Origin of the sequence: Methanosarcina barkeri MS, from assembly GCF_000970025.1 — an archaeon.
GTDB classification, from domain to species: domain Archaea; phylum Halobacteriota; class Methanosarcinia; order Methanosarcinales; family Methanosarcinaceae; genus Methanosarcina; species Methanosarcina barkeri.
The window spans coordinates 2,537,955-2,560,538 of the sequence record NZ_CP009528.1; the positions used below are offsets into that span (position 1 = coordinate 2,537,955).

The following is a 22,584-nucleotide window of genomic DNA, read 5'->3' on the forward strand; positions in this document are numbered from 1 at the left end:
TTATTTGCTTTCAGAATATACTCCCGGTCTTGTATTTGTTGTCACTTTTATGTAATTTGTTTTTGTTGTCGTACTGCTACCTGCAACGTTGGTCACTGTAAGTGTAACCTTATAGCTTCCTCCCTGCAAATACTGATGTTCTGGATTCTGCTCGGTTGAAGTTGTTCCGTCTCCAAAACTCCATTTCCATGCAGTAGGAACTCCTGTACTGTTGTCAGTAAATTCTACTGTAAATGGTGCTTTTCCGGAGGTAGGAATTGCAGAGAAGTCGGCAACTGGTTTTGCTACTACTGCTATATATTCTGTTTTTGTTACCATGTTACTGCCTTGAACATTCTTTACTGTTAAGTTAACAGTATATATCCCTGTCTTTGAATACTTGTGAGTCGGATTCTGGAGGTATGACTTTGATCCGTCTCCAAAGTCCCATTTCCAGGAAGTTGGGGAGCCTGTGCTTGTATCGGTAAAGGCAACCTTTAATGGTACTTTTCCTGATGTAACACTGCTGGTGAAGTTTGCAACAGGTTTTGTTACTACTTTTATATAATCTGTTTTTGTTACTGTATTACGGCCTGCTGCATTCTTTACTGTTAAGTTAACAGTATATATTCCTGCCTTTGAATACTTATGAATCGGATTCTGGTGGAATGACTTTGATCCGTCTCCAAAGTCCCATTTCCAGGAAGTTGGGGAGCCTGTGCTTGTGTCAGTAAAAGCAACATTTAACGGCGTTTTTCCTGATGTAGTACTGCTGGTGAAGTTTGCAACAGGTTTTGTTACTACTTTTATATAATCTGTTTTTGTTACCGTATTACGGCTTGCCGCATTCTTTACTGTTAAGTTAACAGTATATACTCCTGCTTTGGAATACTTATGAATTGGATTTTGGTGGAATGACTTTGATCCATCTCCAAAGTCCCATTTCCAGAAAGTTGGAGAGCCTGTGCTTGTGTCATTAAAGGCAACATTTAACGGCGTTTTTCCTGATGTAGCACTGCTGGTGAAGTTTGCAACAGGTTTTGTTACTACTTTTATATAATCTGTTTTTGTTACTGTATCACGGTCTGCGTCATTCTTTACCCTCAAGCTAACCGTATATACCCCTACTTTTGAATACTTGTGAATCGGGTTCTGGAGGAATGACTTCGATCCGTCTCCAAAGTCCCAGAGCCAGGAGGCTGGGGAGCCAGTGCTTGTGTCAGTAAATTTAACGTTTAATGGTGTTTTTCCTGAAGTAGGCGACGCTGAAAAAGCAGCTACTAGCTTTGATGGAGATGGACTTGAGACTTCAATGTACCCAGTTTTTACCTCAGAATCACTTCCACCCGGACCGGTTACAGTAAGGTTAACCGTGTAGGTACCAGCTGCGGCATAAGTGTAGACTGGATTCTGCTCAATACTGTCTACAGTTCCATCGTTATCAAGGTCCCATGCATATGATGAGACAGTGCCAGTTGAAACATCAGTGAAGTTAACAGTAAGTGGTGAATCTCCGGAAGTTGGGGTTGCTGTAAAATCTGCAACTGGAGCTCCAGGCAATGGTTCACTTACGACAATGTATTCGGTCTTTACTTTAGAATCGCTTCCACCCGAGTTGGAAACTGTAAGGTTAACGGTATAGTTACCAGCCGCAGTGTAAGTGTAGACTGGATTCTGCTCAGTACTATCTACAGTTCCATTGTTATCAAAGTCCCATGTATATGATGAGATGTTGCCAATTGATGCATCTGTAAACTGAACGTCAAGCGGAGCCGTTCCACTGGTTCGATTTGCAGTAAAGTTTGCAACCGGAAAGCCAGGAAGCGGTTCACTTACGACAATGTACTCAGTTTTTACTTTAGAGTCGCTCCCACCTGTATTTGCAACAGTGAGGTTGACAGTATAATTGCCGGCTGCAGCATAAGTATAGACCGGGTTCTGCTCAGTGCTGTCTACATTGCCATCGTTATTGAAATCCCACGAATAGGACGAAACAGTGCCAGTTGAAGCATCAGTGAAGTTAACAGTAAGTGGTGCATCTCCAGAAGTTGGGGTTGCTGCAAAATCTGCAACTGGAGCTCCAGGCAATGGCTCACTTACGACAATGTATTCGGTCTTTACTTTAGAATCGCTTCCACCCGAGTTGGAAACTGTAAGGTTAACGGTATAGTTGCCCGCCGCAGTGTAAGTGTAGACTGGATTCTGCTCAGTACTATCTACAGTTCCATCATTATCAAAGTCCCATGTATATGATGAGACAGTGCCAGTTGAAGCATCTGTAAACTGAACGTCAAGTGGAGCTGTACCGCTTGTTACATTTGCAGTAAAGTTAGCTACTGGTGCAGCTTCTTGTTCTTTCTGATATTCAACAACAAGGATCTGCTGGAGTGCATCCATGCCTCCGCTTGTTGTGCCCTGAATTCCGGCCTCGTTTTCTGTTTCATTAATGTAATTTTTCACATTAAAGACCAGAGGACTTGCTGAATTGGAACTTCCCTGCCATGCCAGGGGTGCCACTGTGTTTCCGTTGAAAAGCAGGTTTCCTTCATCGGGACCGGCACTTCCGGCGAAACTGTACATTGTAGCATTTGTTACCTTGCTCTTATCAATAGACATGCCAGTGAAAGGAGCATATGCTGTAGCCTCTTCGGAAGTTGTTCCATAACTGGACATAGATACGCCAAGTTCGTCGCACTCTTCATTGATGAAGATCTGCTTCCTGGTTTCATTGGAATCACGATAGATCACAACAAGAGTGCTTGGATACAATGCGACTTTGTTGTAAGAACTACCATAGGGACTTGTTACAAGGCTATTTCCGGTCTCATTGAATTTGTCAGTTACATCATAAACGCAGAGTCCATATTCATAATCAGCATACCCTCCAAAATTGCTCCAGTCCCTGTAGAGAGTTCCGTCTCCTGTTGAGAGGTTTCCGTTCTCAATTGTGTTTCCGTTGAAGTTAAGATTCAACCACGGATATCCACCAGGAGTTTGGTCCCAGTTGTAGGCAAAATAAAGGAAGGCCTTTTCTATTGTGGAACCGCTGGGGATCGGAAGATCATCTGCAGTCCAGATTTCCGTCCTGCCAGTCCAGCCGACAGCTTTGTAAGAAGTATCAGGCTGGGTGGAGTACAGAAGGTTACCCTGAAGGTCATAGGTATGTTTGGTGGTGATGTTGCTTTCGCCTTCCCAGTAGATGCCTTTGCCCTTATAACCGTTGTATCTGAGTGGTTTGGCAGAACTGCTCTTGTTGTTGTTTTCCTCATTGGTTTCAGGAATCAGGTTATCAGGATCAACAACTGAAGTGTAAGTTACGGTACCGTCTTCAAGGTTGCGGATAGTTGGGTCAATTAAAGAGACAGTGGTTTTAGCTCCACCTGCAAGGGATGAAATTGTTGTTGTGTTTACCGGAACCGTTCCATTGGATACGTCGCTGGCATAAAATGCGACTGAAATGTTAGTAAGGCTGGCAGTTCCGGTGTTCATGACATTGGTAACTTTTATGGTATTTGGTTCTTTGGCAAAAACCGCAGAGCCTGGAACCGTATTGACGATACCTGATATACTGAGGTCGTTCGTCGCCGCTGAAGTTACGGTTATGTATTCGGTCTTTACCTCAGAATCGCTTCCGTCGGCATTGGAAACAGTGAGGTTAACGTCGTAAGTTCCGGCTGTACTATAGATATGTGAGGGGTTCTGCTCAGTGCTATCAACTGTGCCGTCGTTATTAAAATCCCACTGCCAGGAAGTCGGGGAACCAGTTGAACTGTCGTTAAACCGAACCGTGAAAGGAGACTTTCCATTGGTCACGTTCGCGCTGAATTCGGCATCAGGTGCAGAGCTTGATTGAAGCGGTTTTTTCGCCACCAGGAACACGAGGGGGATTTTGTAGAATGCTGAGGTACCTGTACCCGGTAGGTATCTGGCATAGGCAAAAGTGGAACTGCTGCCGGAAATGGACGATGTAACGTTCCAGGAATCAATCCCTGAGTAAGGGCCCTGTGTATCAGCATCATTGTCAAGCCCTGTGTTTGTAAAAGACCCGGTTTTTGCAGATGCAACAAAATCATTATCTGCAGTTGGGAAACCGTAGTACCCATTGTTACTTGCCATGTAGTCGGCGATGAGTGTGGCCGAGGTAATGCCTGAAAGTCCGGATGTGTCAAACGTGGTGGTTCCAACGGCAACATTGTCCTCGTTTTCCTCTGTATAATAAGTGCAGGCATCATGCCCCTCGTTAATCCAGTACTGCGTTTCTGTTGTTGAAGAAGGATCATCGTAAGCGACGACGAGCTCGACCATCTTTATCCGGCCGTCGTAGGAACCTGTGGCGTCTACGTTCACCTTGATAGTGGGCTCATTTTCCTGAATCAGGTTCGTCACATCATACCAGCTAAGATAGTCACTCGTCACACGGGTTGTGTGGTCGTTGAGCATAAGATAGGGTTCACCGGTGTCGTGCCCGGTAAATTCGCTATTGTCATTACCGCCGCCACCGTAGTCCCCACCCTGCATGTAGATAAAGGGCTGCCCAGGATCAGACTCAGTCCAGTTGTTGTCCCAGGTTCCATCGTTATTCCAGTCAACCTTGGTAGTGTAGGTGATGGCTTTTGCATCCTGCATATGCCCACAGTAGCTGGAAACGTAGAGCCGGGCCCATTTGACCCTACCTGACCCTGCAACGGCAGCTGTCGGAAGGGTGAAAGTCCTGTCCACAACGGTAGTGTATGTTGCTGACGGAGGGTTCCCGGAGATGTACAGGTCGCCGGTCACTGTTCCGGTCTGTACGGTTGCCAGTGGAAGACCCCCTACCCAGTCGTCAGCAGCTACGGTGCCTGCAAGCAAGGTGAGGCAGACTCCGATGCTTAGAATCATTAGTAATAATGTTGAAATTGGTTTTTTATTCGTCATTATTCCTCCTGTACTTAGTTAGAGGCAACTATTCAGCCTGCCAAAATCAGTTGAACGCACTTATTTTGGAAATATCCGAAAGTCTGGTTCTAGCCTCTTAAAATAAAAATAAAAGCACACTCAACCGCCAACATTATAAAAACAGGTTCACACAAATTTGCTCACCGGTTTTAATGAAAACTGCTCTTGGTGTTGTTCTGGTCAAGCTGAATTCACCTACTTTTTAAAGCCCTAAACTTCCTCCATTGCAATCCGCTTTGGAAAGGCTCGAGAGGGCTGTTCAGGATTTTAATCTCACAATTTTATATTCAATTCAGAGGGAAAACCCAAAAACAACAAAATTGAAACCTTTTTGCCATAAAATTTAAAATTTGGATCTGTACTCACGAATGGTTTATTAGATCAAATTCGACCTCTGAAAAATTCACATACTCTGTATACTTTAAATTTCTATTAGAGATCAAGATCAAAACTTTTTAAAAGTGACATGGACAAATTTCTCAAAATTGCAACTTTTATTCTAATTCAGTTTGTAGGGTCAGACGTTTGACTCTGCTTTGAAGACGGTGTCTCCTTTTTCAGAGAAACATCTATTATAGTTCAGCCACTTCTAAAAAGAATAGATAACACAAAGTATTTAAATTCTTTGAAAATATTAAGAACATATTAATTTATATTCATCATATTTGTTACAAATATAAAAATTCGTAACATAATATCAGTAGTTTATTTCTTTTTAAACTTACTATGTATAAAGCGGCAAGTCCATCATTAGGAAGAAATACATAATATTCATAAAACGGCAAGTTCTTCATTAAAAAGAAAAAACCTAAACATGCATGATATTCTTTGAATAAAAAGTACAAACGAAAATACTCTACTCTATCTTTTTAGCTATTAAGTCCTCATTACCGGGCAGTAAATTGTCGACATTTTGGTTTTCAAAATCATGCCTAAACTAAATAGTAAATTACCATCGAAGGCTTAAATATGATTATGAGTAGAAAACGAAGAATAAGCTGATGAATCAGTTTTATTCTGTACTTCATGCTAACCTGAGATTAGGTCACTCGCCAGTTATTGAAAAACACAAGCCAAAGTTGGCTTTCAAATCTGGTCAACGAGGCTAAAGGGTTGTTTTGCCAGTTTTTCTCAATGACTTCTACCCTTTAGCCTCGATTTTTTTCTATTTTCCAATTAAGGTTTATTTGTTTTCAGAATATATACCAGGTCTTGTATTTGTTGTCACTTTTATATAGTTTTTCTTCGTTACAGTACTGCTACCTGCAACGTTGACCACTGTAAGTGTAACCTTATAGCTTCCTCCCTGCAAATACTGATGTTCTGGATTCTGCTCGGTTGAAGTTGTTCCGTCTCCAAAACTCCATTTCCATGCAGTAGGAACTCCTGTACTGTTGTCAGTAAATTCTACCGTTAATGGTGTTTTTCCAGAGGTTGGAGTTGCAGAGAAGTCAGCAACTGGTTTTGTTACAACTTTTATATATTCTGTTTTTGTTACCGTGTTCCTGCCTTTAGCATTCTTTACTGTTAAGTTAACAGTATAACTTCCTACTTTGGAATACTTGTGAGTCGGATTCTGGAGGTAGGACTTAGACCCATCTCCAAAGTCCCATTTCCATGCAGCAGGTATTCCTGTGCTTGTATCAGTAAAGGCAACCTTTAATGGTGCTTTTCCTGATGTGACGCTACTGGTGAAGTTTGCAACAGGTTTTGTTATCACTTTTATATAACTTGTTTTTGTTACAGTGTTACGTCCTATAGCATTCTTCACGGTCAAGTTAACAGTATATGTTCCTGCCTTTGAATACTTATGAATCGGATTCTGGTGGAATGACTTTGATCCGTCTCCAAAGTCCCATTTCCAGGAAGTCGGGGAGCCTGTGCTTGTGTCGGTAAAGGTAACCTTTAATGGTGCTTTTCCTGATGTAGCACTGCTGGTGAAGTTTGCAACAGGTTTTGTTATCACTTTTATATAATCTGTTTTTGTTACCGTATTACGGCCTGCAGCATTCTTTACTGTTAAGTTAACAGTATATACTCCTGCCTTTGAATACTTGTGAATCGGATTCTGGAGGTAGGACTTAGATCCGTCTCCAAAGTTCCAGAACCAGGAAGTTGGAGAGCCAGTGCTAGTATCAGTAAATTTAACGTTTAATGGTGTTTTTCCTGAAGTAGGAAACGCTGAAAAAGCAGCTACTGGCTTTGCTGAAGATGGACTGGTGACATTAATGTACCCAGTTTTTACCTCAGAATCATTTCCATCCGGTCCTGTTACGGTGAGATTGACTGTGTAGGTACCGGTTGCAGCATAAGTGTAGATCGGGTTCTGCTCGGTGCTGTCAACAGTTCCATCGTTATTGAAATCCCACTGCCAACTCGTCGGTGAGCCAGTCGAGATATCTGTGAATTCTACGGTCAGTGGTGCTTTACCGCTTGTTACATTTGCAGTAAAGTTTGCAACTAGAGCTCCGGGAAGTGGTTCACTTACCACAATGTAATCGGTCTTTACTTCAGAATCGCTCCCATCTGCATTTGCAACCGTAAGGTTAACTGTATAGTTACCGGCTGAAGTGTAAGTGTAGATAGGGTTCTGCTCAGTGCTGTCTACAGTTCCATTGTTATCAAAGTCCCAGGCCCATGAAGTAGGCGTACTGGTAGATTCATCTGTGAAATTTACTGTCAGCGGGGCATCACCAGAAGTTAAGTTTGCTGTGAAAGCTGCAACCGGAGCTCCCGTTCCATTTTGGGTTTCACCATAATCAGCCACTAGAATAACATTCATGGCAGACATGCTGTCTCCGCCGGTTCCATTGTCGTAGCTCTGCACCCGAGCAGTATCCATTCCGGTAAGAAGGGCTCCAGTAACATTATATGAAGAGAAACCGATCTGCGGCATTGTCTGGTAGTCTGGCCAGAAGCCTGTGTACTCATTGTCGTTGAAAACGAACTTACTTTTGTTGTTATCGTTTCCACTGGCAAGGACAGCTATTGCTGTGGCTTTTGAGATACCAGTAGCATTTACATCACTGAAGGACGCATATGCCGTAGCTTCCTCGTTGCTGACTGCATAGGAACCTTTGGATGCGAGGAGATCGAACTCATCATTGATCCAGATCTTTTTCTCGGTAGCAGTAAGATCATTGTACACGACAACAAGGTAAGCTCCGTATATGCCATAGTTGTTGCCAGTCTCAGGGTTAATAGTAATGCTGTTTCCTGCAGGGTCAAACAATGAAGTTACGTTGTAGACATAGAGACCCGACGGATAATCGTAGCTGCCATAGCTCTTTCGGTCCTTATAGGTGGCAATCGGCGTTACTGTGTTGTTATTAAACGACATCGTGAAAGCCGGATCATTTGTCATCTTGTTCCAGGTATACGGCTGGTAAAGCCTGGCACTTTCAACCGTCGCTCCTGCAGGGATTGGAAGATCTGTTGAAGACCAAGTATAAGTTTTTGCGGTCCAGCTTCCTGATGCATATGCCGTGTTTCCGTAGGAGTAAACAAGCCCGTACTTTCCTTCGAAAGTGACCTGAGTGCCTAGATCATTTCCACCGGTATAACGCTTGCCCTTGTAACCGTTATAGACCACGGACTTTGTGATGTTCATCTGGTTATTTATCTCACTGGACTCGGCAATCTCATTCCCTGAATCTGCAGCGGCTGTGACCGTTACATTGTCTCCAAAAGACCTGATTGTCGGATCAGTTATCGTGACTGTGGTATTTGTTCCCGCTTCAAGGGCATCAACAGTGACATTTGTGTCAATACTATTCACAGTAAAAGTGACCGTAAATGATCCAGAAGCATTCGTACCTACGTTTTCTACCTTTGCCGAGATATTGTTTGTCTCATTTGCAAAGAATTCGTCGGCATTCGGTATGATCGCTGAAACAATAAGGTCCGGCTGTTCCGTAGAAGTCGGAGGTTCGGTCACTTTAATCAAATCGGCAAGCTGACTGCTATTGCTTCCGGCTGCATTTGTGACCTTGAGGTTGACGGTATAGTTACCAACCTCATTATAGGTATGCAAGGGATTCTGCTCGGTAGAATTGGTACCGTCTCCAAAGTCCCAGAGCCAGGAAGTCGGTGATCCGGTTGAAGCATCTGTAAACTGAACGTCAAGTGGAGCTGTACCGCTTGTTACATTTGCAGTAAAGTTAGCTACTGGTGCAGCTTCTTGTTCTTTCTGATATTCAACAACAAGGATCTGCTGGAGTGCATCCATGCCTCCGCTTGTTGTGCCCTGAATTCCGGCCTCGTTTTCTGTTTCATTAATGTAATTTTTCACATTAAAGACCAGAGGACTTGCTGAATTGGAACTTCCCTGCCATGCCAGGGGTGCCACTGTGTTTCCGTTGAAAAGCAGGTTTCCTTCATCGGGACCGGCACTTCCGGCGAAACTGTACATTGTAGCATTTGTTACCTTGCTCTTATCAATAGACATGCCAGTGAAAGGAGCATATGCTGTAGCCTCCTCGGAAGTTGTTCCATAACTGGACATAGATACGCCAAGTTCGTCGCACTCTTCATTGATGAAGATCTGCTTCCTGGTTTCATTGGAATCACGATAGATCACAACGAGAGTGCTTGGATACAATGCGACTTTGTTGTAAGAACTACCATAGGGACTTGTTACAAGGCTATTTCCGGTCTCATTGAATTTGTCAGTTACATCATAAACGCAGAGTCCATATTCATAATCAGCATACCCTCCAAAATTGCTCCAGTCCCTGTAGAGAGTTCCGTCTCCTGTTGAGAGGTTTCCGTTCTCAATTGTGTTTCCGTTGAAGTTAAGATTCAACCACGGATATCCACCGGGAGTTTGGTCCCAGTTGTAGGCAAAATAAAGGAAGGCCTTTTCTATTGTGGAACCGCTGGGGATCGGAAGATCATCTGCAGTCCAGATTTCCGTCCTGCCAGTCCAGCCGACAGCTTTGTAAGAAGTATCAGGCTGGGTGGAGTACAGAAGGTTACCCTGAAGGTCATAGGTATGTTTGGTGGTGATGTTGCTTTCGCCTTCCCAGTAGATGCCTTTGCCCTTATAACCGTTGTATCTGAGCGGTTTGGCAGAACTGCTCTTGTTGTTGTTTTCCTCATTGGTTTCAGGAATCAGGTTATCAGGATCAACAACTGAAGTGTAAGTTACGGTACCGTCTTCAAGGTTGCGGATAGTTGGGTCAATTAAAGAGACAGTGGTTTTAGCTCCACCTGCAAGGGATGAAATTGTTGTTGTGTTTACCGGAACCGTTCCATTGGATACGTCGCTGGCATAAAATGCGACTGAAATGTTAGTAAGGCTGGCAGTTCCGGTATTCATGACGTTGGTAACTTTTATGGTATTTGGTTCTTTGGCAAAAACCGCAGAGCCTGGAACCGTATTGACGATACCTGATATACTGAGGTCGTTCGTCGCCGCTGAAGTTACGGTTATGTATTCGGTCTTTACCTCAGAATCGCGTCCGTCGGCATTGGAAACAGTGAGGTTAACGTCGTAAGTTCCGGCTGTACTATAGATATGTGAGGGGTTCTGCTCTGTAGCGTTAGTATCGTCCCCGAAGTCCCATAGCCAGGAAGTAGGTGAGCCAGTCGACTGATCCGTGAAATTGACAGTAAGAGGAGCAGAACCAGAAGTAGGGGTTGCTGTGAAATTGGCAACCGGAGCTTTGGAAAGTGGTTCACTTACGACAATGTACTCAGTTTTTACTTTAGAATCGCTTCCGTCGACATTGGAAACAGTGAGGTTAACGGTGTAGTTACCAGCTGCGGTATAAGTGTGGACCGGGTTCTGATCAATACTGTCTACATTGCCATCATTATCAAAATCCCATGACCAAGATGTAGGAGTATTTGTGGATTCATCCGTGAACTGGACGGTCAACGGGGCAGTGCCACTCGTTACGTTCGCCGTGAAGTTTGCAACCGGGGCGTCGCCGCCAGATTCTCCACCGCCACCAATTGCATAGTTTTCAAAAGGCTGCATCAGGGGATAGTTATCGTTTCCAAGGCTGTCGGGAAGGACATAAGGAGTATCACCAATTCCGTCGCCATTAGCATCTGTGCCGTTGTAATCAGACCAGTAGTTGCCCACGTAACCGGTGTAGGTCTGACTATTGTAGATGTATTTGATGGGGGTGGTTGAGTTCCAGTGTGTTAGCGCAGGTGCTGTGGTTCCGCTAGTTGTTGCCGGGACACCGTTGCTTATGAAATTGTTAAGATATATTGTGTTTAATCCAGTAGTTTTATAAAATTCGATACCTGCATAGGCATTAGAACTAAAGATGTTTTTGGTAACTGTAGTATTTATGGCCTTAGAATAGAGGGTTAATCCCGCTCCTTTATTGTTGCTGAATGTATTATTTGATATCAAAACGTTGCTTTTTTCGATTGACATACCGGCATATTTACCGGTACTATTCGAGACAATATTGTTTTCAAATGTTAAATTGTCACAATCTACATCTATGCCTTTTGACCAAGTTAGTCCATTAAATATACAATCTCTGATAGTCACATCCGAAACCGTACCAATATCTGAATCAATGTTTGGTTCTTCCGTTATTTTCATTCCTTCAAGGACAGTTCCGGTTGCATTTGCATAAGTCGCAATTTCTGGGATATCTATTCTACCATTGACTGTAACGAGATCTGGACGTTCTCCTTTTATAGTCAGGTATGGAATCGAGACTTCAAAACTGTTATATGTCCCAGCATAGACATAAATCGTATCGCTGGAAGAAGCGCTGTTGATAGCAGATTGTATATCAGTGAAATCTGCTCCACCACTGTCATCAACGTACCAAGTCTTTGCTTCTGCAGGTGTTATTAACATCATGCAGAGAAAAACAAATAAAATAAGAAATATTCTTTGATTCATACAATTTATCTCCTGTAAATCAAAATTTATTCACTAATTGATAATTTTAGGTATAGCATTGATTTTAATAATTTAGTTCATGTTATATGCAGGTCTTTTTTTCAATAATTCAATCTCTGTATATCTATTAGTCTCTCTCATTACTTTTTTGAATCCGTAATATGGAAAATCTAACGACTTAATCGATGAATGAAGTTAATATTTTTTCAAATATACTCACAAAAATTATGATTTAAAATTAAACATAGTAATATTAATTATTTAAATCTTCTTAAATTATGTAAAAATAATAGAAAATATACATAATAAATAATAAAAACATACTAATTTATAATATAAAATATTGTTATATTGCTGAAAATTCCTCAATTGGTTGTGATACCTCAAAAAATTTAGGCTTTTGCACTTGATCTCATACATCAATCTCATTCATCAAGCACATTAGCCATTACAAAAAAAGAGAGGTTTTGATAAACCACTTATTTTATGTACCATTTATAGCAGAAACAATATCTGATGTATTTTTTTTACAGTAAATAGTTTGTTTATTGTTTAAGAACCAATTTAACATAGTCGGTATAAATTTTGCTGTCGTCTTCTCTGCTGGTTTTACTGTTCTGTTCCGCCAGTATAGTTACTAACTTGTCGCCGTTAATGTAGTTGCTAAGGTTAGCTGTTTTTTCACCTGTCAGGGTCTGCTCAGCTGCATCATTACAGGTGGTCAGTTGTTCATACGCACTAGTATTATAGTTCCAGATGTAGACGGTAACACCATTTCCTGCATCATTTAAGCCTTTGCCATTCCAAGTTACGTTAATCGCATCTAAATTAGATACATTGGAACAACTAACGTTGAACACAAACCTGTGTGCTGCATAGTTATCATCAGCAGCTATATTACACTGGAACTGACCATCGTCATACTTGATCTTGCTGTACTCTGTCACTGAAAATTCATTATTCGGATCATTATTGACAGTTGCCGGCAGGCTTGAAGTCTGGAACTTGTAAGCAAGCAGACCTGTTCCCGCTCTTCCCAGTGTGTTGTTACTAAAGTCGTAGATATAAGATTCATCTTCCACAGTCAGTAGAGTGAGAGGGAGTTTAAAGTAGCCACTGTATTGTGGCCTATTGTCATCTTCGTTTCGGTTGTACGTCATATAACTGTTAATTCCACTGGAAATTAAGTTTGTGACGTTCCAGCTCTGCCACTCAAAGTATGATCCCTGGTGAGGGTTGGCCCACGTCAACTGCTGATTATTGTTGAAGGTGTAGTTCCCGTTAAAACTCGCAAGTGGAAGAACTGTAAGGTTAGCTTCTCCTGGAGAATAAACTGCCGACGTGTTGAAAGTAGTATTTCCGGTGTAAGGATACCCGTCATCGTCTGTCCTATACGAGTCCGTGTCATGGCCCTGGTTCACCCAGTAATGAGTTACTTTACAGGATTGATTATTATATGCTACCACCAGGGTGATCATCTTCACCCGGCCGTCGAGTGGCTGAGTGCCATCCGGCGTGGACACATTCACACGCGTCGAGACACTTGATGAAGAGATACTGTCATCCACATCATACCAGATCAGGAAATCACTCGTCACACGGTTGCAGTGGTCATTTATCCATATAGGGCCCTGACCATTGTTATAGGGGAATGTGTAGGTAGTATCCATGATCTCAGTTCCCAGAGTCGCATAGCCTGAACCACCTGTCCCGTCACCGTCAAATTTCGTAGTGACTTTCAGCGGATAATTGTTTTCCATATGTCCGATGTAGACATCTACATAGAGCCTTGCCCATGCGACATCATCAGGGTCACACGGCAATGTGGAGTTCAGAAAAACCGGCGTTGTGTATGCATAATCGAACCCAGGATAAGCATCAAACCAGAGGTCTCCGGTTACTGTCCCATACGTTCCGTTTGCAGTGGTAAGGTCAATTCCCCCAAGGTAAGGGTCTGCCGCTGCAGGAGACGCAGTCGCAAATAACAGCACCATTAACCCAATTAGTATCATGTGAGCAAGCGGTTTTGTGCCACCTTTATTTACCAACATTTCCATTTTAAACATAAGCATTTACTCCAATCATTGTCAATTTGTGGGTTTAGCTTGATTTAGCTACCAATATATAGACATAGATAGCCAATTAGTATCTTTAAATTTCCAACTTTACTAATATTAATCTGATTTGTGTTTTTTTGATATTAAACAGCAGGACTTTTACGACTATCATTGGCTTTCCATGACTGTCGTTGACGTTCCATTATGTGGAGTCTCTATCTCTTCCGGCCAACCATGAACGGTTCTTTTGGAAATCCGCATGAAGATACTGTACAGTAAGCATGCACAAATCATTCTAAATAATACGGTGAAGAACCTGAAAATAGACTCCTTTCATCTTTTTTCCAGGATTTTTATGTCCTTATGCTTTCAATCACTCTCTCCAGGTGATTGATTGCCGGATACATCTCTCATATAGACCTGTTTTTCGAATATGAATAGCATGTGCCTTTTCAATATTCGGTCGAAGGCCTTTTTACAAAATCTCAACACAGTATGTTTTTACCTTCCATTTTTCCCCGGATGTAAATAGTTATTCATACTACATATTTAAATTTTGCTAACTTTTAATTATTTTTTTTGTTTTTATGTTATTTTTTGTTAATAATATAAATAAAATTCATACAAAATTGGGTTTATTATAAATATTATAGGCATCTACATCTGGACAGTTTGGACAGTTTTTAGATGCTAAATCCAAAAAATTGCAGGTCACTAAACAAGAATCAGGACTCTGGCTCGGGAAACTTATCCTTCAAGCCATCTGCCAACTTTGATTAAAAAATCAGTATCATATAAAGTGGTTCGAGAAAAATAATTCATTTAGGCAGAACAGGAAAACAAAAGAAAGCTAAAGGGATTAATGTCAAATAAGAATAGACTTCAAAAAATTGTTATTGCTGTTTTTTGTATTTTATTGTTTAGGGAGCTGTTTTTTCATTAAAAATAACATAAAGATTATAAAAATATTGAAAAGTATTATATTTGATGCCATCGTATATATGGGCTTTATTGCTGGAGAAAACTGATTATAAAGTAAGTAATTTTTGACAGTTGTATGAGTGGGAGTGTAAGTGTAAATTATTGAAAAACATAAGCTGGCTAGTCACTTTATATTTTATTTAACCACTGATAAACATCTGCTTTTTCGGAATTAATTAATAACTCACGGACACAGTCAAACGTTGATTGATATCAATTTAATGAAAACAAAGAGTTTAATAATTGACTGATGGACAAAGAGTGCAATCAATCGCCGGCAATCAAAGAAAATCCATTCAAAGATATTTGTACGTTGAATCTCAATAACGATGGCTATTGATGTTGCTTTATCTAGGTTTAATAGTTACAATTTCGGTATATTATTCAAACGTATTCAAACTACATGACAGTTTTCAATAAATTATAAAAATATGTGAATCCGTAAACTAAATAAGTAGTACCTTAATCGCAACCTAATAATAACCCTGATAACAATCAATAACTCCTAAGGATAAAACTAGAAATAACCCTATATAGAACCCCTGTAAAAAATTAAAAAATGATCCCTATGCATCCTAAAACTCAACAGATCCTCGAAGTCTTTGAAGAAATCAATAAAATCCCGAGACGTTCAAAGCATGAAGAACAGATTTCAACCTGGCTGCAGGAGTGGGGCCGGTCCAGAGGTTTTGAGGTAAAAGCCGATTCCTTAAACAATGTGCTTATCAAAGTCCCCGCAACGGCTGGATATGAGAACTCTCCCATGCTTATTCTGCAGGGGCACATGGATATGGTCTGCGAGAAATGTAAAGATTCCGTACACGACTTTTCCAGAGACCCTATAAGATGCATTTACGACGGGGGATGGATGCAAGGAGACGGAACTTCCATAGGTGCGGATGATGGGATTGCCCTTGCACTTGGACTGGTGCTGGCAGAAGCAGGGAAGAAAGGAGAAATCGGGCATCCACCACTTGAGTTGCTTTTTACGGTGGACGAGGAAACAGGTCTGACAGGAGCGAGAGGACTTGAAACTGGCTTTTTTGAAGGAAAAATACTTCTGAACCTTGACTCAGAGGATGAAGGCATTTTTGTAATAGGATGTGCAGGCGGGCAGAATTCACAGATTACACTTCCTGTTGAGTGGGAACTGCTTGATTTCAAAGAAGAAAATTCATTTGGGTTCTTCAGGCTCTCGGTTGAAGGACTGGAAGGTGGGCACTCCGGGACTGAAATCAACAAACAACGCGCAAACGGGATACAGTTGCTCTCCCTGGCACTGAACAAACTCAGGGGAAAACTTGGGATAGAAAATGTAAGGCTTGTCCTGCTGAACGGGGGCAGTGTTCATAATGCAATTCCCAATACTGCAGAAGCCTTTATTGCCCTTCACAGGGAAAAACTCGAAAAAGCCGAAGAAGCAATGTCAGATATCAGGCATGCATTTAAAGCTGAATATGCAAAAACTGATCCTGGACTTATTTTGAATTTTGAAGAAATTAGCAGAGAAATAATTTTTGAAGTTGCAGAAGATAAAATCCTCAGAGAGACAGTGTCTCATGTTCGGGTCTTTTCGCCAGAGACCGAAGAAAAACTTATAGAACTGATCCTGGGACTACCGCATGGGGTTTACAGGATGTCGGAGACAATTCATGGGCTTGTCGAAACCTCAAATAATCTTGCAACAGTCCGGACAGATGGAAATGAAGTAATAATAATATCAAGCCAGCGCAGTTCAAGCAATCTCAGGCTGGCTGAAATTAGCGGAAAGGGGGAAGCAATCGCAAAGCTCGCAGGTGCATGGGTTGAACATGAGCCCGGATATCCTGCATGGGAGCCCAACCTGAAATCAGAACTGCTCTTAAAATGCAAGCAAGTTTATACCGAGACATTTGGGAAAGAGCCTGAGATTGAAGTGATTCACGCAGGGCTTGAATGCGGAATAATCGGTTCGGCGCATGAAGGTATGGAAATGATTTCTTTCGGGCCAACGATTAAAGATGCGCATTCTCCTGCTGAAAGGATCTTCATTCCTTCGATTGAGAAAGTCTGGATATTCCTGGAAAACCTGTTTAAAACTTATTGCTGACATGGGTTTCTTCAACAGGGACAGGCGCCACATGTGTTTGAAAATCAAGCCTTTTCAAAAAACTGCTTGCCAGCAACCCTTTTAAAAAAAGGCTTGACCGAAAACCCCAGCAAAAACATAGTCAGCGTGTGGTCAAGCAGCTCAACGGTTCTGGTACAGCCCTTTTCAAAAAAGACTTGAGCAAAAACGTCTCAATGTTTGAGGTCTCAATGTTTGCGTTTTGAGTACCTTATCCCCGGACCCTATCGGCGTGATCAACCGGCGCAACGGTTGCGTTTAAACCTTAATTTGGCAGATTATACTAATTAACACCATGCAAAAAACATGTTTCATTGGCATATCACAGTTATGTAAAATGACAAAAGTCAAAATTGGGTTCTTATAAAAAGGTATGCAAGTATTCGTAGGCTTGAATCACATCCTTCACAAACTATACATAGCCTGCTTCAGAGATCTTCTCTCTGGAAAGAGAAGCGCATGACCTGTGGTGCCCAGTTAGCTAATACAGTTGCATCTAAATTCAGCCAACTTCCTCCATCATATTTGTCTACCCATGATTTTAGGCGAACCAAATCATGACAAACATTACGTTCTTCATATATCCAACCGCTTGCTTGACCGTTCCCAGCCTTATCTAATGTGATTTCTTCATCCTTTTCTGTTAAGACTTTGCCTCTGGGAGGCATTTGGTGCGCTTCCAACACTGCAAGAACTTGGCCAAGGGTACATCCAGTTGATATGGATACTTGCTGGTTGGATGTCATGGTTTGTTCGATCTCGGAACGCTCTGAACGAAGCTGCTTGAAAAAGTCGCTCGAAATAGTAGGCAATCCGATAAGCACCGCCAACAGAAACAACACTAACTTGAAATCTGCATTGGGTCTGTCTTCCACGAACTTCGTCCCTTGGTTCAGTGAGATAGCTTTAATTAGCCGATAAATGTTGACAAAACGCTTTACCGACCGTGGTGTCTGGCCGAGAAGACTACGTAGCTCGTCCATGAACTGAAGTTCAATTTCCTCAATATCTAGACCTTGGGGCTTCAGGTCTGTATTAGTGTTTAAGTCCAGAAGGCGTTTATTTTCCGAAACTCCCCAATTCTTGGCTCGTTCTTTGCCATCGACCCTCGCATCGATAGTATCTTTCATGCCTTTTTGACTATTATCTAGCTCTGTTTTGTCATCCACCTCGCTGGATGGTACCAAACTATCTGATAATAGACCTTTGACAATATTTATGCGAGCTTTTTCGGGTAAGGGAGGCATCCAAAATGGTATCTGAAAAATCTTTTCTAAATAGTCTTGCGGTGAGGCTTGGCGCCCGAAGCTTTTTGAGAGCTCAAAGTCTTCTTGTAGGGTGCTGGCCGAGAGAAGATTTTGATAGTGAGTCTGTAACGACTGTGACAACCAGCGGACGTCCACGGCCACGACGACAACGAATAAGGGAAAGGCCAGCAACAAATGTATGGCTTGAAGAACTTGGACAACACGATCTGGTGGGCATCTATCCAAGTCATCTATGTACAGGACAATGCGGTTGATCAAGTGTTTGTCTTCTTCACTTACCTTCCCCTTGTCCCTTTCAATGAATTCCTTATTCTGTTCCTCGATAAGTTGTGACAGCTGTTCAAAGTCGCTACGAATTAGTGCGGCAATACCAAGGTGTTTGCGATAGTCTAGGCTGCACATACGTTCGTTGATAAAGTCTAGCAACAAGCGTCCAGGAGTGACCTGCTGCAGTTCCTGTTCTAACTCAGCAATCGCACGCTCCTTTTCCTTTTCTTTATTCTTAGCTTGGTCATATTCTGCCTTCTTTTCATTATACTCACACTCCGCTTCAGTGATCTTCTTGTCGTGCTTTTCAGCTTCAGCACTCCGCCTTGCATCCAGCTTTATTCTGATGTCTTCAACCCGTGTCATGGATTCAGATAGCCACATAGTACCTTTCTTGAGCATGATGGTTAAACCGCTTAAGAAAGCTCCCACACTGACCAGTGCATTGGTGACGGTAGGAAGTTCGCTGATATTATTGAGCACGAAGCTGATGAACGGGCCTATGAGAATGACGACGACTAGAGCTGCGGCCCACTTCCAGCCATCCCAGCCATGCTCGCGCAGCCGGGTTGTGAGCGCATTGCCTCGCTCCAGCACAACACGAAGTTCATCCGCACTCTGCATTAAATCTGCTGCATTCTTCATGTCTTTCTTTAAGCCCAGATTTTCTAAGATCTGTTTTTCCTTTTCGTAGTCCGTTAGAGGTATCGTTTTAAGAATGTCTTTAGCCTTCAAGTCAGTAAGCTTTTGAAGTGCAATGTCGCGCTCTTTCTCAAGTTTGGTAACGCGCTCCTTGGCTTGGTCAAGCTGACTCTTGAGTTCATCCTTACGGGCCTGAGCTTCTTCCTTTGCACGTCCCTGGATATCAAGTTTCTCGATAATCTCCTGCCGTCGCTGATGTAGTAAGGATGGCTGATCTTCTGATCGTGTCTTCAAGTTACGGAAGATGTGATCCACCAAGCTCGCCCATAATTCTCCTTCAACGTAGTGCCACGCGTTGAACTCGATTTGAGCTATATACTTGTAGACCGAAATTTCTTTTTGAGGCTGGTTCGAACGTTGAGCGCCCAATGTAATCGTGTGGATGCGCTGGCGCAGTGATTCCATGAAGAAGCTTTTACCAGAACCCCAGTCACCAAAAAGACCAATTGCCATTGGGGGTTGCAATGTCTTGGCTGCAATAAGATAGGCGAAAGCATCTACTTCAGAACCTATACCGATGAGATCTCTCTCGGTATGGATATCTGCATTGAACCCGGACACGGCAAAGTGGGCAGGGAGTTGCCCAGGTAGGGCAAAAGAAGCTGGCATAAGCTGAAGCATGTGTAACACAAATTTGGCAGCATTTTGGGTTGCAATTACTTGCCATTTATTATCATTAGGAGATTTGTCCCCACCCACAAAATCGCTGATAGATTTCACAACGATCCAATCAACTTTGGATTCCCGACAGACCTCATACAGCCCAGCGCCTCCAATTTCACCGCCAATAATATCATCACGATTCAAAGTGTTTAAATCTTGATAATAATTGATGTTATCCAAAATCTTCTCGCTAGATAAAATGGAGCCGAATTTAACTTTATAATTTGATTCATCCCATGAATTGTAGATCTTCTGAAAGCAGTTTAAAAGCCGTGGAGATGCATCTATTTGATCCCTATGATAGACGGATAATAAGGATCCATCCTTTGTTTTTATTAAGGATCCATCCTTCGTGATTAATCGTTGGGTTTCATAAATAATGAGTCGCGTTGAAACCAAAATGTCGCCGATAGATTGATTTTTGGAATTAAAACCAAAAGCTAACCCTACCAGAATCACTGCTGTAGGCGATAAATCAAGAATACACTTTCGTAAAAGTGCTTCAGATTCCAATAATCCCAGACCAAGTTTCAATAGAAATACTCTCTTTCTATTGACAACGCCAATGTCGTAGTATGTCTGGTCACCAATTAATACAGCTTGAGGCACTTGCCTATTGGAGTCCTGAAACACATCAAAAATCGCTTTGCTTTCGCCTTCAGTTATAGTGATCAACAAAAAGTCAGCTTTCAGAGTCATGATCAAATTCCTAATCTAGACAGGGAGTACTTCATTATTACAAGGTTAGCTCGTGGCAGTTCAACGATCATATCTGCTCTGGATGCAGATTTCGAAGACAATAATTAAAATTTGATATTAAATCATGATTTTTGGATTTCATTTAGGGATATTTTTGTAACATTCTCACTTATATTAAAGTTTTATGAAAACAGAACGCTAGAAAAGTTTTCTTCTAGAAGTACACTAATGTCGAGTCAACCGCAAAATGTCGTATAAAACCGATTGCAATTATTCGGAATCATTGAATCTTTGATGATTGACTCGACACTAGCCATCAGCAGATAATAAGTACTCCTACTGTAATTGTAACTTTAGTTACATCCTTAATTTGACAGTATAAATTCCATGTATTATGAAATCTCATTTTTTCGTCAAAAATCATTTGACAGTATATAAAAATTGCATAAAAATTACCGTCGATTTGTCGTATTTTCAACTTAGAGCCTATCCGAAAAGTAGTTACCAGCTATAACTTTTACAAAATGCAATATGAAAAAACCGGAACGGATACTCTGGTCGTATAGATCGATTGTGACTTTTCAATATGCATTACGGACTTTTCGGATAGGTTCTTAGCGATTCCTATAAAATCGCAATGTAGAATTTTTTGTTTAATTATAGTGATTTTGGGATATAATATTTTTATTTAGTAGACGATATTTTGCTCATTGTACATGCAATCCGTCAAATTCAATACAAAAATTTGATCAAAAATCAAAAAAATGACCCTTAAGAGAAGAAGAATAATCTGTCAAATAGAATCACAAAAACTGGGTAAAAAATTTGTTGATATGATATTACTTCTTCATCCCTATCAAATATGAAAATACCCTTTCAATATAAAAATTAAACTGTCAAATTAGGGTTTGAGTTTTGAGTATCTTATCCCCGAACCCTATCGGCGTGATCAACCAGCGCAACGGCTGTGTTTGAATTTGAGTATCTTATCCCCGAACCCTATCGGCGTGATCAACCAGCGCAACGGCTGTGTTTGAATTTGAGTATCTTATCCCCGAACCCTATCGGCGTGATCAACCGGCGCAACGGTTGATCGAAAGCCCCGTAATAGCCAGATACCATATAAGAATAGAATAAATGAAAAGAGTAACAACACCAGCCCTGCAGAGGAACCTGTCAGAAATGCCAGACAGTCCCACAGCCAGTGAATGATGATTAAAGGAATTACAGTGTCGAGGCGGACCCGCAAGGCTACTGCCCAGACCCCAAACATACCTGCAAAAAAAGCCTGGAATACGCTTGCATTGAAGTCTCCGGTTATTAAGCTGTTTAACGTATGAACCGAACCGAAGACAATTGCCGTGATCCACACTGCACGCCAGATTCCAAATGACGATGAAGCCCCATGAAATAATACACCTCGAAACATCAACTCTTCACTGATGCCTACCATCAGGGTGTTTATAATTACAATTAAGAGTATCCGGATTGGCGGCAGGCCTGTAAATAAAACTATCACTAGCATGATGAAAAGGAACAGAGCCGGTAGCCATAATAGGCGCAAATCATGTAAATCATTCGGACCTTTCCACCCGACTTTATCCCACCAGTCAAAATAGGTAATTACCACAGACAAAAAAACTATTGCAGTAAGCACTCCATAAATAAGCTGACTTTTAACCAGTTCATCAAGTTGAGTGGGCTGGCCTTTAACCTGCAGCAGTCCTCCCCCCACAACAACAATCAGCCAGACAGCAAAAATTCCCAGTGAAGTAGGCCAGGGTTTTCTTGATGTATTCATCTTTGTTTTCTCCAATCTAATTCGGCAATATTCGTTTCTTTTCGGAAGGTTGGAACTGCCACCAGGGTTATTACTACCACTATTACCGGAGTGCAATATTCACCGGTATCGAGTTTCTATCAGACTGGTGACGTCTCATCTAAAGTCCAGCCAGTAGATTCCTGAATCTCAAAAATTGCACAACCTTACTTAATTATTAGTCATGCTTCATCGGTTAAGCATTAAATCCCATCTCCTGTATATGCTTT

At 41.7% G+C, this 22,584-nt stretch carries 6 protein-coding genes; 1 reads left to right on the top strand and 5 read right to left on the bottom strand.

Features of this window, described 5'->3' with window-relative positions; all coding sequences use genetic code 11:
• The 3 genes from MSBRM_RS10270 to MSBRM_RS10280 form a co-directional block, all read right to left on the bottom strand.
• Entirely contained in the window at positions 1 to 4,893 is a 4,893-nt protein-coding gene (locus MSBRM_RS10270) for a PKD domain-containing protein (RefSeq protein WP_052712825.1), read from the bottom strand.
• A gap of 1,204 nt (positions 4,894 to 6,097) precedes the next feature.
• Positions 6,098 to 11,791, bottom strand: a complete 5,694-nt coding sequence (locus tag MSBRM_RS21335; protein WP_052712827.1) for a PKD domain-containing protein — start codon at positions 11,789 to 11,791, stop codon at positions 6,098 to 6,100.
• Between the two features lie 545 nt (positions 11,792 to 12,336).
• Positions 12,337 to 13,857, bottom strand: a complete 1,521-nt coding sequence (locus MSBRM_RS10280) for a DUF3344 domain-containing protein (RefSeq protein ID WP_048155601.1) — start codon at positions 13,855 to 13,857, stop codon at positions 12,337 to 12,339.
• A gap of 1,540 nt (positions 13,858 to 15,397) precedes the next feature.
• Here MSBRM_RS10280 and MSBRM_RS10285 point away from each other — a divergent pair.
• Positions 15,398 to 16,918 (top strand): aminoacyl-histidine dipeptidase, encoded by a 1,521-nt coding sequence (locus tag MSBRM_RS10285; protein ID WP_048157003.1) that lies wholly within the window; start codon positions 15,398 to 15,400, stop codon positions 16,916 to 16,918.
• 446 nt (positions 16,919 to 17,364) lie between these two features.
• Here the strand turns inward: MSBRM_RS10285 and MSBRM_RS10290 are convergent, their stop codons facing one another.
• Together MSBRM_RS10290 and MSBRM_RS10295 are read right to left on the bottom strand one after the other, a co-directional pair.
• Positions 17,365 to 20,535: a P-loop NTPase fold protein gene (locus MSBRM_RS10290; RefSeq protein ID WP_048155604.1), complete on the bottom strand. Its 3,171-nt coding sequence runs from the start codon at positions 20,533 to 20,535 to the stop codon at positions 17,365 to 17,367.
• Between the two features lie 1,048 nt (positions 20,536 to 21,583).
• Positions 21,584 to 22,336, bottom strand: a complete 753-nt coding sequence (locus MSBRM_RS10295; RefSeq protein WP_048117169.1) for a CPBP family intramembrane glutamic endopeptidase — start codon at positions 22,334 to 22,336, stop codon at positions 21,584 to 21,586.
• Positions 22,337 to 22,584: the final 248 nt, after the last annotated feature.